This window comes from Simkaniaceae bacterium, assembly GCA_021734805.1.
Taxonomy (GTDB): Bacteria; Chlamydiota; Chlamydiia; order Chlamydiales; family JACRBE01; genus Amphritriteisimkania.
The window spans coordinates 1-13,045 of record JAIPIG010000040.1 but is presented as its reverse complement, the minus strand read 5'-3'; the positions used below and the strand labels follow the sequence as shown (position 1 = coordinate 13,045).

The window sequence follows — 13,045 nt, the reverse complement described above, 5'->3', positions numbered from 1 at the left end:
CTTTGAAGCAACCCGCTAATTCAGACTCCTCTATTATTACGTGGATTCGAGAGACTTCAATCAGAAATATTCATCTGATCCAAGGCCTATTTTGTGCTGCAAACATTGGGGCGACTTTTTATGCAGCCGGAAAGCTTGTGTCCCTTGCCGGAACAGATTTTTATTTTAATGAGCGGCTCCATGTGATTTCATCAGAATGGGTAGGAAAATCTCTTTTTTTAACGGTTGTACCCGGTTTAATTTTTGCAATTGGGAGGCAGCTTATTTCTTATCTATCATCCCACACTCCTGTCGTAGAGCATACGCTGAGCTTCCCTATCATTGATCTTGATAGCGGAGAAAGTTTGATAGATCCGGATACGGGAGATCCCGCAATGATAGACTTTAAAGCGGTGCAATCGCCGGTTTTTCGAATGGGGCAGATCGTAAATCAAGCTGTTCATATTTCTCAAATGGCAATGGATTGTGGGCTTATTTTACTCTCTAAAGATCGATGGGTTTATATAGCGCATGCCCTCACAACACTCTTTAACTTTTATAAGAATACGTCTTTGAAATGGAGCGCATTTTCATTTAGCGATGATACGCGAAAAATGACGAGTTATCACTTAACTTTTGAAGAGGATTTGAATGCAGAGGTTTCAACTTGTCCCAAGCATATGGGCTCAGCAGCACAATCGGCTAAAAAATTAGTACAATCGGTCTTGTTAGTGGGAGATCGTGACATATCCTATTCTCCTTCACGAAAAATATTTGAAATGAGGATCGATAGGTCGGAGTTTCCGAAATGTTCTTCTTGTGATGAGCCTTTAACGGATATAAAATATGAGCGTTGGCCTTGGAATCGTGAAATATCGATTTGCACCCCTTCTATTTCCGCATCTGAAGAGAATGAGGCGTTTTTTGCAAAATTAGAAGCAGTATGGGATGTGTTTAAGTTAGGAATAGGCTGTTTAGGACTTTATCCTCAACTTTCAGTCTTGAGTGCTAACATTCAGATCGTAACAGCAGCCTTTGATGAGGTGCTTTTTAATCAGTCAAAAACACATGCTTTGAGTCAAATCATTCGCGATCGAATCGATGCATCTTCGGCTATTCCTAACCATTATAGAGGAGCCTCTGTCAATAAAATCCATGTGATTTCAGCTTCGGTTATTTTTGGTTTATCGTGCCTCCTTACCCTAGGAATCAATCGACTATTAAGACCTTCGATTTCAGCAAGCGAGTGGCTGAGTAGTTCATCTATTCCTCCGGAAGGATTGAAGGGAGTTGCGTTGAATTGGTCGATCCCCGCTCTCTTTTTCCTAACCCAAGCCGTTCATGTCGCTCGAATCATCACACTCATAGCGCATCAGGTTTTTGCATCCCAATATCAATGGCCTCATGCTATTTCGATCGGTGCTGTTGTGACAAATTTAGTACATTTTTCCAAACTCCGTTGGGTTGAATGTGTTAAAACTATGGAATATCCCATCAAAGTCCTTAATGCGATGAATGCAGGCATTTCTACTTATTATATGAATGAGCATTCATTAAAAGATTTTACCTTAAGTGCACTGTTTGTCATGCCTATGCCGATTGTTCCCAAGAAAGAACAAATTGAGGCTTTTTTTAAGTCTTCTTATGAATTGATCCAATCGTGTTTGGATAAAAGTCAATGGGAGCGGTTTTGGTTCAAAGGGAATATTTGTTATCGTACGTACTTTTTAGCCGAATCTTTTTTCAAATCCGGATTGTTTTTATTATCTTTAACGGGTGTTGATAGAACCTATGGAACAGCTTGGTTCCATAAGAGAGCGCATTAAGATGTTCGCTGAATCAGTTTTTCGAGGGTTTTGATTTTAGTATAGCGGCTCATCATCTCTAGGGCTAGGAGATGACGCGCATCTTCTTTTGCTGCACATAAATCGCTTAAGATAATTGAGTAGAGATCGCGATCATGCGCTTCTCTTGCAGCCATTTCCACTTCATCCGGCGTTGAAATCCCTCCAATGAGTAGGGTATTAATTTGCTGGGTCATGATAATTTGTTCAAGTTCCGTTCCATAAAAGCAGCTGATGCGATGTTTGTGTAAGATGGTATCGGAAGGATCGATAAAAACATCTTCATGGATTTGACAGCCCCAAGTATCGAGTTTAAGGGCATCATGTTCTTTAATTTGTTTGAAGAGAGGGGAGTGGGTTGGCAAATCAATATAATTGCTATGGAAAGAAGTGACGACATGGACGATGGGAATCGAATGGCGTCTTGAAAAGAGGATCGCTTCATTCACTTTGTTTATCACATCATTGGATTGAATATGTTTTAAGCAGAGATTATACTTGCCCTGTTCATGAACATAGTCATTAATGAAATTCACTAATAAAAGAAGAGATCGAATCATGAGGAGGCTCTCTTTTGGAATCTTGTCTATAATAATGGGATATATCATATCCCATTATTAATGGGAATTGAGTAGAAAAAGATGAGGCATTCCGTTCCGGGATTTTTTTGAGAAATACTCGCATTAGATAAGTGATAAAATTGCATGCCAAGACGGGCTTTATTATCAAATTTATAGGCGATATCTAAACAGGTGCGGAACTCAAGTGGATAACCGAGGTCCTTATCATGCCCTTGGAAATAGACTCCGGGAGCGAAGCTGGGTGTGATAACAAGTCGCTTAGAAAAATGCAGATCCCAACCGATTCCCGCATAGAGATAAAAGTTAGCTCGTGTTGATGTGAAAGCACCAATAAAGGGGCGCGCCATTGCAATAGATAGGGCTGTCGTGTATTGTATTTGAAATTCACCGCTTTTCGGTGTTTTGAAAGCGTTAAAAATCCCTCCTCCAAAAGAGAGCAGAGGAACCATTCCCGTATTATCAAGGGCTCTTGCATGGCAAACGTGGGGGAGGATTGCAAGAAGTAGAACGAAAAGATATTTAAAAAAAATCATTAACACTCGAGAAGTTAAAAAATTCCCTCCTATAAATAGAGGAGATTTTTTAAATTGTGAAAGGGGAATCGATTTTTAATCAATCACAATATAGCGAAATGAAATGAAAAACCAATTCTTCAGTTTATTTCGGTATATCTCCCTTTAGAGGAATATTCATGCAAAAAATTGATTCTTTAGATGATGAGCGACTCATTCCCTATTTATCTCTTAAGGCGCAGCAAGAGACGTTTATTGCCGAGGGGATAAAGGTTGTGACTTCACTTTTTCAAAGTGATTTAGAAATCATTTCTATTGTGATTTTAGAAAACTATATCCCATTCATTCCTGAAAAACACCATCATCGAGTTTTAATCGGCAATGAACAAATCATGCAGGCAATCATTGGATATAAGATGCATCAGGGGATTATGGCTCTTGCTAAAATCCCTCCAATGAGAGATCTGAAATTGCTTCAGGGTCCGGCTATTTTTTTACAAGGACTTGCTAATGCGGAAAATGTAGGAGCGATCATTCGTTCTGCAGCCGCATTTGGAATTGAAGAGATCATCTTTGATTCAATGTGTTCTCCTCCCTATCTTCGCCGCACTGTTAAAACAAGCATGGGCGCCATCTTCAAAATGAAGGTTTATCATGCAAACCATAGCATTCAAGACTTGGGAAAATTCAAACAAACCGGGTATCAAATTATTGGAGCCGATCCTCAGGTTGGGAATGTGTCAGTCAGTGATTTTAAGCCCATGAGAGATTGGATTTTAGTTTTAGGAAGCGAAGGACATGGAATCGATCAAGGAGTCAAAGCTTTATGTGATCCCCTGGTACGCATTCCCATTTGCTCAGAAATTGATTCACTCAATGTCGCCGCAGCGAGTGCTATTTTTTTATATATTTTAAAATTGGCAGGTTAATACTGTTTGAGAAGCTCTTTTAGTTTTTCAACATGATCCCCTTGAAGCTGGATCGTATCGTCTTTAATTGCTCCTCCACTACCCAGTTTTATTTTTAAATCTTTAAGAAGAGCTTTCATTTCATCCGGGTCAAGGGGAAGATTGTGGATCAGTGTGACAAAAGAGTTTTTTCGCCGCTCTTTTGTAATGCGTACGGGATGGCTTTTCTTTTTCTTTTTTTCAATTTCTTCGCGACTAATAAAATCGCCACCAAAAGTAAAGGGCATATGCTAACTTGGGTTAATATTCATCGCTTGAGGGTGATTTACGCATTTTCTTTACTTGAGCGTGGGAGCGCTTCTCTTCAAGTAGCTTTTGCTGTATGCGTCGCGACCGTCTTTTTTTTTGTTTGCGCAATTTATCAATTGCCTTTTGCTTTGCTGTTTTTTCTACATTGAGCCTTTCTTCGATCTTTTCGCACAGAAGCCGACGGGCGAAAAAGCGATTGAGGGATCGAGAGCGCTCTTGTTGGCATTTAATTTCAATTCCGGTGGGAAGATGCTTGAGATAAACAGTTGAGAAGGTTTTATTGACCTTTTGCCCGCCTTTCCCGGAACCTAAAACAAATTTTTCAACAAGATCATCCTCTTTGATGTCTAATAGCTCCATTCTCTCTTTGAGAGCTTCTTGTTTTTCTTTTGAGATCATTCTTCAGAACTCTCAGCTGAGGCTACGCTGCCACTTCCTGCAATCCGTTTGGTGATTTTTGGGTGGCCTTGATAAAAGATGTGACCGCTTCCTGAAATATTTGCTTCAAGCGCATCTGTTGCATGAATGCGTGCAATGCCTGATCCTGAGATTTTGACTTTTGCTTTTTTTGCTTTGAAATGATCACCTAAAAATTGTCCCGATCCGGAAATCGTCACATCTTCTTTATCCGTATGTCCTATGATCAAACAGGTACCTGATCCTGAGATTTGTGTTTTAAATTGCGACGTATTGAGCGTTAAATCTGCATTTGCCGAACCTGTGATAAAGAGAGAAAAGGAATCGCTATTTAAAGATCCGTCTGTTTTTAGATGGCTTGACCCCATGAGACGTATGACATCGATGTGAGGGGATGAAATTTTATAAGTAAGGGGGATTTTAGTCGTAAAATACTTGCCGTTTTTATGTGATACGTTGAGAATTTGGTTAGTTACTTCCGTATCAATAAGCGGGACGATGTTATCATCTCCTTCAATGACAATTGCCGTTTTGTCTTCTTGAGTGAGAAAGATTTGCGCATTTCCGGAAATATGAATCTCATGAAAGGCGGGTAAGGGGCGTACATCAGTTGTAATTTTCCCCGAGCCTTCGACAACAGTGGCAAAACCCATATTTAAAAGAAGGGGGGCTAGACAAGACAACAAAGAGAAAACCAATTTCATAATTACCTTGTTATTAATATAATCTGATTCCATCCTAAATAATCAGGAAATTGATTTGCAATATCAATTTATCTCGCCTCTGCCTATTTAATTCCTCGAAATTTAATCAATTGCATGTTATACCGATAAAGAAAAAACATATTATAAGAATAATAAAAGGGTTTTGAATTTAGCATGGATTATATGACAGTTTGGGAATCAATTACGCAATTCTATTCCAATCATGCGTACGTCGTTAAGGCAGTTTTTTTACTGCTGATCGCTTTTATCATGCACATCATTTTAACCGTTATTCATCGCTCGATCCATGAAAGGCTCAAAAAATCAAACCGAATATGGGATGATGCTCTGACCTATGCTATTTATATCCCCTTAAAACTAATTCTATGGGGATTTATTGTCTTTATTTGTATCAGTATTTTTCATCAAAAATTCCATTTTTTCTTTTATGATTTTGTAGTTGTTCTGTATCAATTACTCATTTTAGGCTCATTTATTCTATTTTCCGTCTTATTTGCTAGGAAGTTAGAAGGTAATATAATCTTAAAAAGAGCCAAGATCGATTACATGACGCTTAAGGCTATTGCAAAAATTTACTATATTCTTTTAGCCGTTATCGCCGTTTTATCGGCACTGCATGTTTTAGGGATACCACTTTCCGCAGTGATTGCGTTTGGGGGCGTTGGAGGTATTGCCGTCGGTTTTGCTGCAAAAGATTTTTTGGCTAATCTCTTTGGTGGATTGATGATTTTTATTGGACGCCCCTTTGTAATTGGGGATTGGGTGAGATCGCCTGACCGCTCGATTGAGGGTATTGTGGAAGAAATGGGCTGGCGACAAGTCAAAATCCGCACACTTGAGAAAAGACCTCTTTATGTTCCGAATTCACTATTTTCTACGATTATTCTAGAAAATGTCAGCCGGATGTTTTGTCGCAAAATCGAATTCGATATTTCGATTCGCTATCAGGATATTAGCAAGGTAAATGCCATTACATCTCAATTTGAAAAATATTTGTTAAGCCGGGAAGATATTGATACAAATCTAATCAATTATGTGAAAATGACCGAATTCGCCGAATCTTGGATTACGATTAAAGTGTCTTGTTTTCCTAAAACGAAAGCGCTTCTCGAATATCTTGCGATTCGACAAGAACTTTTTATCAAAGCAGTTGAAATTGTTGAACAAAATGGTGCTGAATTCGCCTTTAACACCGTTACAGTGATGCAGGGGGATTTATACCGATCATGATTCAACTCTATTTCGATAGAGTTTTAATCGATGCTTCGGTAGTCTCCTTGGTTAAAAATAATTTAATTTTAACGGATAAGGAAAATCATGGCATCTGCTGTAACAACTTCATCGCCTAAATATAACTTGCCCTTAGGTAGACGACTTCTTTTAGATCAGCATCATAGAGGATTGCCAAAAACATCTGAGACTGAGTTGGATGAAAGAGTCAGAAAGATTGTAACAGGCAAAATATCGACTATCGCTGCAAGCATGGATGCCTATCATGATAAAAACCCGGATCATGGGGAAGCTTGCGGTCTGGGCTTGAAAGGAATCAAGCCCCCCATGTACAATGAGACTTTCGAATCGGCGAAAGAAAAATAAGGGATTTGGCCTAGATATGCGCCATAAATTAATAGTTTCTATTAAGAACTGGTCTTATACTCAGTTATTGATTGCAGTCACAGGGGTGGCTTTGGTTGGCGGTTTTGCTCTGACTGCTCATTCGGAATTAAAAAATCCGGACGAGAAAACTGAGGAAAAGGTCGCTCAAGAGGAAAACCCTGATTATTGCGGTATTCAGTGCCTTCTCAATCGATATCCGGAAATTTCTTGGCTTACTCAGGAAGCTTCTATTGCTACGCCACATCAAGGTCTTCATTATTCGACACGGTTTTTTCAAAAAGAAGTTCTTGAATTTGATTGCTTAATGATGGCCATTCATTGTCTTAATATTTTTCTAAATGGAAAGTATGAGGACTATCTCCAATTTGTTTCCCTTCAAGCAAAAGGTAATCAATTGCAGTGGCAAAGTTTTGTCTCTTTGCAAAATCACATATTAGGTGTAATAACCCGTTACCAAAAAATCAATGATGAAGATTTAAGACACGTCTTTGAATATGCATTGATTTTAAATGAGGTTGGAAAAAGTGATGTTCTTTTTCAAAAACTGCGAGAGCTCGGCGAAAATGTTTCCAATCGGGAAGAGGTTGTTCAAGTTGCCTTAAAGAGAGGAGAGGAGGTTTTGCCTTCGTACTCTCAATTGACGATGAATCAAAGACAACTCTTGTCAGAGATTTTTCAATGGAGCGATTTTGATCAGATTATCCGTTTAGAGGGTGGGCCTGATATGTTCACTCAATTAAAAGAATCTAATATGATTAATCAAGACCCACTCGTTTTTGAAATGGGTTTTTTTATTTACACATGCCGGATTGCAGCGATTTTAGGACATATCAATGCTAAATCATCTCTTATCTATAACGAAGATTTGCACCAATGTTTAATGGCCGTGAAAAGTGCTTGTTATTTGCTCAAAGAACAAAATGAAATGGCTGCTTACAATCACTATTTATCAGTCAGAGCTAATTGGTTAGGTCTTGATGCCGGTTCTCCTCTACATCGAGTTTTAACCCGCATAGGGGCGATGCTCATGCTCTATAAACCGGAAGAAGGTAAAATTTTAAAGGAATCGCTCTTAAAACTGCGCGCGGAAGATCTCGCATTGGTTGTCGAAGAATTTAATATGACGCGCAAAGATTTGCGTTATCGTATTCCAACCTGTTTGTCTTCGGTCTTAATTAATTTATCAAATAACACGATCCTGGGAGATATTCAAAAAGAGCGTTTAGAGCAGACAATTAGTATTGGATTGCCCTTTTTAGCGAAGGTCTTACGGTTTCAAAAAGACTCCATTCACAAGAATCAACTCGATCGACAAATCCCACTTAATTTTGATAATATCGCTAAAGTAGCTCAAGATGAGCCTAATCGCTTAAAGGAACAAGAGTTTCATATCGACGATTTAGGCAATGTTACCCTTCCTTAGTCGGTGTGATTATTCATTGACGACTTTGCCGCGGATTTCGGATGTTTTTTCAAATGAGTCTTTGAGTTCTGAAAAGTTTGCAACGAGAAGGCCAAAATCGCTTTTTCTTAAAGCAAGAACGTTTGTTGGTTGTAGGCATTTGACTGTTGCTGAACGCATTTTTTGGTGAACAAGTGCCATTTCTCCAAAGTATTCCCCTTTACCAAGTGTAGCAACTTGTTCTTGCTTGCCACCTTTAGTTTTTAGTACGGCAACTTCTCCATCAGTGATGATATACAAGTAATCTCCTACATCGCCTTCATGAAAAATAATTTCCCCCTTTTCAAAGTGTAGGGGGGTAATTCCTTGAGAAGGTTCGATTTTGAGCTGAACCGCTTCGGGCGGAATGAGCATATCGAGTGTCCAAGAGAGAGCTACTTTAATTTTACGATCAATTCCCGGAAGCTTCATCCAATAAATTGCACGCCATAAAAACCAAGCAAGAAGCCCGGAAAACTTAAATTTACCAAAGAGTTCTGCAACAGCACTGTGATGGCCTAGAGCTCCTAGCATTCCTAAGACCTTAAAATTAAATTCTTTTGTTGGCGTGTTTTCAATCCGTGCAATGATATTCTGAGCAATGACTTTTGCTTCTCGAATAGCAAATTGAGCTGTTGGAGGACAAAAAGAGCCATCCGCTTGCGGAATAAGTGCACAATCTCCAATAGCCCAGATATCTTTTCGGTTTTCAACCTGTAGGCCTCTATCGGTTTTGATTTTCCCTTTGATAGTGGGGAGATTGATTTTATCAAGAAGCGGGTTGGGAGAGGATGGGACAGTTGAAATAATTGTCTTAGCGGGTATGCGATCTCCGTTATCTAGAACGGCTTCTTGTTGAGAGGCGGAGAGCAAGTGGGTGTTAAAAACAATTTCTACGCCACGGTTTTTAAGAAGTTTTTCGGCATAGATCCCTAGGCTTTCACTTAATTCTCTTTCCATCAGGCGCCCTTTACTATGGACTAGAACCACTCGAATCTCATTGGGATCAATGGACTTATATTTTTTTGAGTGTTTGCGAACAAAGTCATTAATTTCAGCGACAACTTCTGTTCCTGAAAAACCACCCCCTCCTACAACAAAAGTCAAAAGTTGTTTTCTTTCTTCGCGATCAGTCGCAATAGCGGCTTGTTCAATTGTATCGATGAGTTGATTGCGAATGTTTAAGGCATCAGCTAGATTTTTAAACCCAAGGGCGTGCTCATGTAGACCTGCCATGCCTCGAAAATCAGTGACATTTCCCAACCCGATGATTAGTTTGTCAAAGGGGAGTGTGTCGGCCGTATGAGAGAATCGAGGGGCGAGGGAAATAATCTTATTGTCAACGTCGATATGTTCGATTTCCCGCACATATAAGTCTGTTTTGGGAAGGAGTTTACGGATGGAGCTCACCGTATCTAATATTCCTACTGAGCCACCCACGACTTCGGCAAGCATGGGTTGATAGACAAAATAGTTCTCTCGATTAATGAGGATCACGCGGTATTCTTCTCTGAGCTTGGGGCTTAGGAATTTTTCAAGGTACATCGCGGTATAAATACCACCAAAACCACCTCCTAATATGACAATATTTTTCATCTTAGCCCTCAATTTTTACAGGCCGAAAAGTCGATCTTTTATTTCATTTTGCTATGCCTTCTTAATATATTATTTAATAATAAATTTTCTATTCTTAATTATAAAACTTTTCAATTTTACATAAGTTTTTATCTATAAATTCATTAGCTGAATGATAGGGTGTGGTGAGCATTTCCTTCTTTTGGGAAAGCAACTCATCATTAGACTCAAATAGATAACGAAAGAGTTGTTTTAACTGATTGATTTTCCCTCTTTCATTCATTTCTTTAGGCATTAATTCTAAATAAGATAGGATGTATTGGGTCGTTAATCCGCTCTCTCTTCCAATTTTATTGGAAGTAGAGTTTAAAGAGTTCGTCGATTGGGCTTCTTTGGAATCAAAATACCACTTGATTTGATGAAAGATCCAAGGGTTTCGAAGAGCTCCACGTCCAATCATCAAGGCATCACATCCCGTTTGTTCAATCATACGTAAAGCATCATTTACGGAAAGAATATCCCCATTCCCAATCACGGGAATAGAGAGAAGCTCCTTTGCCCTTCGTATCAATGACCAGTTAGCGGGGGGAATATAACCCTCTTTCTTTGTTCGAGGGTGTAGGGTGATGAAGGCAGCACCGCTTGCTTGTGCGGCGAGTAAGTTTTCTTCAAAAAGACTAGTGTCATCAAATCCCGAGCGCAATTTGATTGAAATAGGGACGGTTGAGACGTCAACCATAGCCTTGGCGATATCATACAAAAGGTTAGGATCTTTAAGAAGGGATGAGCCGGCGCCTCTTCCCGTTACAATGTTAGACGGGCAGCCGCAATTGAGGTCGACTCGAGGTGCTCCTCGTCGAATGAGTTCTAATGTCATTTTAGACATATGCTCAGGATGACTCCCCATAATTTGAGCCGCTTGAGGAATCGGAGCCGTATCATGAGGGGAGTATTGTTTGACTAAGCTTTCGATGTGGGGATTAGTCGGGACTCTTAGAAATTCTGTGCAGGCTTCATCAAAGCCACCGATTTGAGAGAGCGCTTGCCTGAAATGAGCAGAGGCTACCCCTTCCATCGGCGCTAAAAAAAGCTTTGGGCAGCCGGAAGGGTGCTTATTCAAGGGATGAGAGGGAGTCGTCCTGGGGTTTTGAACAAATCTCTGAGTCAATGACTGCTTTTCTTTTCCAGGCTCCACTAATAAATCTCAAATAGTTAAATAGTGAAGCTACAATACCATAAAAAACCCAAATTGCAAAGGCAAATACAATGCTTTGTTTTGCTATTACAACAATGAAATAAGAGGGGATGAGAAGAAAGAACCAGACGCTGATCGTTCCTGTAATCATAATATAGAATGTGTCTCCTGCTGCGATAAGGATTCCGCTATAGAGCCAGCGAAAATTTTCGACAATGAGATAGAGAGCGACAAAAATCAAACTTGTTTTAATGATAGGTTTATAATAGAGAGCCTCAGGGGTTGTGAGGCGTTGCATAATAGTGAGGTTTTCAGGGGAGGTTCCGTCAGGTAGGAATAAACTAATCATTGGATCGGGGTAGATAATCGTAGTGAGTATAATGAAGATTGAGAAGTAAAAAATAAGTTTTCGGGCAGATTTAGCTAGTTTTTTAAGCTGATCTTGTTTGTTCGCTCCAATGAGGTTGCCGGCAATAGCGGCGACTCCTTTTTCGAGTCCAAAACAGAAGAAAAGAAATAAAATTTCAATGCTCTGACAGACACTGCATACAAAAATATGCTCAGGACTAACCGTTTCCATCATCGAATAAAAAAGAGCCCAAGCCAAAACCTCTAGGCCTGCAAAAATAGCCGGAGGTGTGCCGATTTTAATGCAGCGCTTTAGAAGAGAAAAATCGAAAGTGCAGAGATGGGTGTTGTATGTATCTCGATTTGATTTCCTTAAGAAGAAAAAAAGAATGATGGCGGCTTGAACGGCATACCCCAGACCGGTTGCTATGGCAGCACCCTTAATCCCTAGTGATGGAACAACTCCTTTAATTCCAAAAATTAAAATAGGGTCTAAAAGGACATTAACGAGATTGCCGATGATAGATAGCCATTTGACGATTTGAGCTTTACCTTGACCAACATAAAATGCGGATATGCCGGAAAGTAGTACCGCAAAGGGTCCGGATAGCATCAGCCATTGAAAGTAATCGCGTTGATAAGATTGTTCCGGGGACGAATAGATGAGCTTTGTAATCCAAAGGGCGGAGGATGCAAAAAACAGAATGGAAAAAGTAGCTAGCCAAATCATTTGCCAAATAGGTTTGGCTATTTCTTTGAATCTTTGAGCCCCATTGTATTGAGCGACAAAAACTTCTACAAGTGCAGCAAGCGTCATCCAAGTGAGAATCAAGCTCCAAGCCAGCGTTCCTGAAGTAGCTGCTGCATTGAGTGCGGATTTGTCATAATAAGCGAGAAATAAGCGGTCGACAAAGAGCATTAGGAAAGTGGACATAAAGGAAATCATCAAGGGATAAGAGACCTTCCACACCTGTTTTGTATCGGCTTTAGTAATATCTGACATGTAAATGACTCTAACTTAATTATTTTTTTATTTTATGAGAATTTGCTTTCGGGGGAGATTATTAAAACCGGGAAGGGTTTTTTTTACCCCCTTCCCGGTTTTAATAATCTCCTAGTTCGAGCGTAGGTCGAGCGTCCGAGAGCAAAGACCGAGGCAGGCGGGCCCACTAATTGAGTTGCAAAGTCGAGATAATCCCTAACTGTTAAAAAATCTCTTCCTATTTATGGAGGAGATTTTTTAATGCCTTCCCCTTTCTTTTGTATACTTCAAGTAGGCATTTTTGCGTAAGGTGAGTATCTAAAATCAAATAAATAAAAAAGAGAGTTTTTTAAAGACCAAAAAAAGATATTTTCATAGAGGAAAAGCAAAAAAAAAAGAAATTGTGTTGCGAAATAATTCGGAAATTTCGTATTGTATGGACCATCTTAACGCACAGAGATAGTGCAAAAGATAAAAGCGAAGGTAAGACAAGCCTCGCAAGATATTTTGACAGCTAGAGTGAAGTGATGAAGCAAAGAGTTTGTGGGTTTAAAAAACTTATTAACGTGAGTTTTTAAGCCCTTTAGTCAAAACTTTTATTTTTTATTTTTA

The 13,045-nt window shown here is 39.5% G+C and carries 13 protein-coding genes; 5 read left to right on the top strand and 8 right to left on the bottom strand.

Features of this window, described 5'->3' with window-relative positions; translation table 11 throughout:
* Positions 1-1,805 (top strand): hypothetical protein (locus K9M07_07315; GenBank protein ID MCF7853030.1); only part of this gene is annotated, 1,805 nt, incomplete at its 5' end.
* Here K9M07_07315 and K9M07_07310 read toward each other — a convergent pair.
* Positions 1,802-2,431 carry a cysteine hydrolase gene (locus K9M07_07310; GenBank protein ID MCF7853029.1) on the bottom strand — a complete coding sequence of 210 codons (630 nt, stop codon included), beginning with the start codon at positions 2,429-2,431 and terminating at the stop codon, positions 1,802-1,804. The genes K9M07_07315 and K9M07_07310 overlap by 4 nt on opposite strands.
* Positions 2,428-2,937, bottom strand: coding sequence for an acyloxyacyl hydrolase (locus tag K9M07_07305; GenBank protein ID MCF7853028.1), 510 nt, complete (start codon positions 2,935-2,937; stop codon positions 2,428-2,430). The genes K9M07_07310 and K9M07_07305 overlap by 4 nt, the downstream gene beginning before the upstream one ends.
* Positions 2,938-3,095: 158 nt before the next feature.
* Here K9M07_07305 and K9M07_07300 point away from each other — a divergent pair, with 158 nt between their 5' ends.
* On the top strand, positions 3,096-3,845 hold the full coding sequence (locus tag K9M07_07300; protein MCF7853027.1) for an RNA methyltransferase: 750 nt from the start codon (positions 3,096-3,098) through the stop codon (positions 3,843-3,845).
* Here the strand turns inward: K9M07_07300 and K9M07_07295 are convergent.
* From K9M07_07295 to K9M07_07285, 3 genes are read right to left on the bottom strand one after another with little or no spacing between them, the layout of a single operon-like run.
* Positions 3,842-4,111 carry a translation initiation factor gene (locus tag K9M07_07295; protein MCF7853026.1) on the bottom strand — a complete coding sequence of 90 codons (270 nt, stop codon included), beginning with the start codon at positions 4,109-4,111 and terminating at the stop codon, positions 3,842-3,844. The two genes, K9M07_07300 and K9M07_07295, sit on opposite strands and share 4 nt — an antisense overlap.
* A gap of 13 nt (positions 4,112-4,124) precedes the next feature.
* Positions 4,125-4,532, bottom strand: coding sequence for a peptide chain release factor-like protein (locus K9M07_07290; protein ID MCF7853025.1), 408 nt, complete (start codon positions 4,530-4,532; stop codon positions 4,125-4,127).
* Positions 4,529-5,254 carry a DUF2807 domain-containing protein gene (locus tag K9M07_07285; protein MCF7853024.1) on the bottom strand — a complete coding sequence of 242 codons (726 nt, stop codon included), beginning with the start codon at positions 5,252-5,254 and terminating at the stop codon, positions 4,529-4,531. Before K9M07_07285 ends, K9M07_07290 begins: the two co-directional genes overlap by 4 nt.
* A gap of 183 nt (positions 5,255-5,437) precedes the next feature.
* On the opposite strand from K9M07_07285, the gene K9M07_07280 reads away from it, so the two are divergent.
* The 3 genes from K9M07_07280 (at position 5,438) to K9M07_07270 (ending at position 8,315) form a co-directional block, all read left to right on the top strand.
* Positions 5,438-6,505: a mechanosensitive ion channel family protein gene (locus tag K9M07_07280; GenBank protein ID MCF7853023.1), complete on the top strand. Its 1,068-nt coding sequence runs from the start codon at positions 5,438-5,440 to the stop codon at positions 6,503-6,505.
* An 87-nt stretch (positions 6,506-6,592) separates the two neighbouring features.
* Positions 6,593-6,871 (top strand): hypothetical protein, encoded by a 279-nt coding sequence (locus tag K9M07_07275; GenBank protein ID MCF7853022.1) that lies wholly within the window; start codon positions 6,593-6,595, stop codon positions 6,869-6,871.
* 16 nt (positions 6,872-6,887) lie between these two features.
* Positions 6,888-8,315 (top strand): hypothetical protein, encoded by a 1,428-nt coding sequence (locus K9M07_07270; protein ID MCF7853021.1) that lies wholly within the window; start codon positions 6,888-6,890, stop codon positions 8,313-8,315.
* A gap of 9 nt (positions 8,316-8,324) precedes the next feature.
* Here the strand turns inward: K9M07_07270 and K9M07_07265 are convergent, their stop codons facing one another.
* From K9M07_07265 to K9M07_07255, 3 genes are all read right to left on the bottom strand, one after another.
* The gene (locus K9M07_07265) at positions 8,325-9,929 is read right to left on the bottom strand and encodes an FAD-dependent oxidoreductase (GenBank protein ID MCF7853020.1); all 1,605 of its coding nucleotides are present in this window, start codon (positions 9,927-9,929) and stop codon (positions 8,325-8,327) included.
* Between the two features lie 94 nt (positions 9,930-10,023).
* Positions 10,024-10,983 (bottom strand): tRNA-dihydrouridine synthase family protein, encoded by a 960-nt coding sequence (locus K9M07_07260; GenBank protein MCF7853019.1) that lies wholly within the window; start codon positions 10,981-10,983, stop codon positions 10,024-10,026.
* 37 nt (positions 10,984-11,020) lie between these two features.
* Complete coding sequence (locus K9M07_07255) at positions 11,021-12,454, bottom strand: MATE family efflux transporter (GenBank protein ID MCF7853018.1); 1,434 nt, start codon at positions 12,452-12,454, stop codon at positions 11,021-11,023.
* Positions 12,455-13,045 lie beyond the last annotated feature (591 nt).

Excerpts from the sequence above, each read along its gene's own strand:
- K9M07_07310 (MCF7853029.1), bottom strand. The coding sequence starts at position 2,431 with ATGATATATCCCATTATTATAGACAAGATTCCAAAAGAGAGCCTCCTC.
- K9M07_07305 (MCF7853028.1), bottom strand. The coding sequence starts at position 2,937 with ATGATTTTTTTTAAATATCTTTTCGTTCTACTTCTTGCAATCCTCCCC.
- K9M07_07300 (MCF7853027.1), top strand. The coding sequence starts at position 3,096 with ATGCAAAAAATTGATTCTTTAGATGATGAGCGACTCATTCCCTATTTA.
- K9M07_07295 (MCF7853026.1), bottom strand. The coding sequence starts at position 4,111 with ATGCCCTTTACTTTTGGTGGCGATTTTATTAGTCGCGAAGAAATTGAA.
- K9M07_07290 (MCF7853025.1), bottom strand. The coding sequence starts at position 4,532 with ATGATCTCAAAAGAAAAACAAGAAGCTCTCAAAGAGAGAATGGAGCTA.
- K9M07_07285 (MCF7853024.1), bottom strand. The coding sequence starts at position 5,254 with ATGAAATTGGTTTTCTCTTTGTTGTCTTGTCTAGCCCCCCTTCTTTTA.
- K9M07_07280 (MCF7853023.1), top strand. The coding sequence starts at position 5,438 with ATGACAGTTTGGGAATCAATTACGCAATTCTATTCCAATCATGCGTAC.
- K9M07_07275 (MCF7853022.1), top strand. The coding sequence starts at position 6,593 with ATGGCATCTGCTGTAACAACTTCATCGCCTAAATATAACTTGCCCTTA.
- K9M07_07270 (MCF7853021.1), top strand. The coding sequence starts at position 6,888 with ATGCGCCATAAATTAATAGTTTCTATTAAGAACTGGTCTTATACTCAG.
- K9M07_07265 (MCF7853020.1), bottom strand. The coding sequence starts at position 9,929 with ATGAAAAATATTGTCATATTAGGAGGTGGTTTTGGTGGTATTTATACC.
- K9M07_07260 (MCF7853019.1), bottom strand. The coding sequence starts at position 10,983 with ATGGAAGGGGTAGCCTCTGCTCATTTCAGGCAAGCGCTCTCTCAAATC.
- K9M07_07255 (MCF7853018.1), bottom strand. The coding sequence starts at position 12,454 with ATGTCAGATATTACTAAAGCCGATACAAAACAGGTGTGGAAGGTCTCT.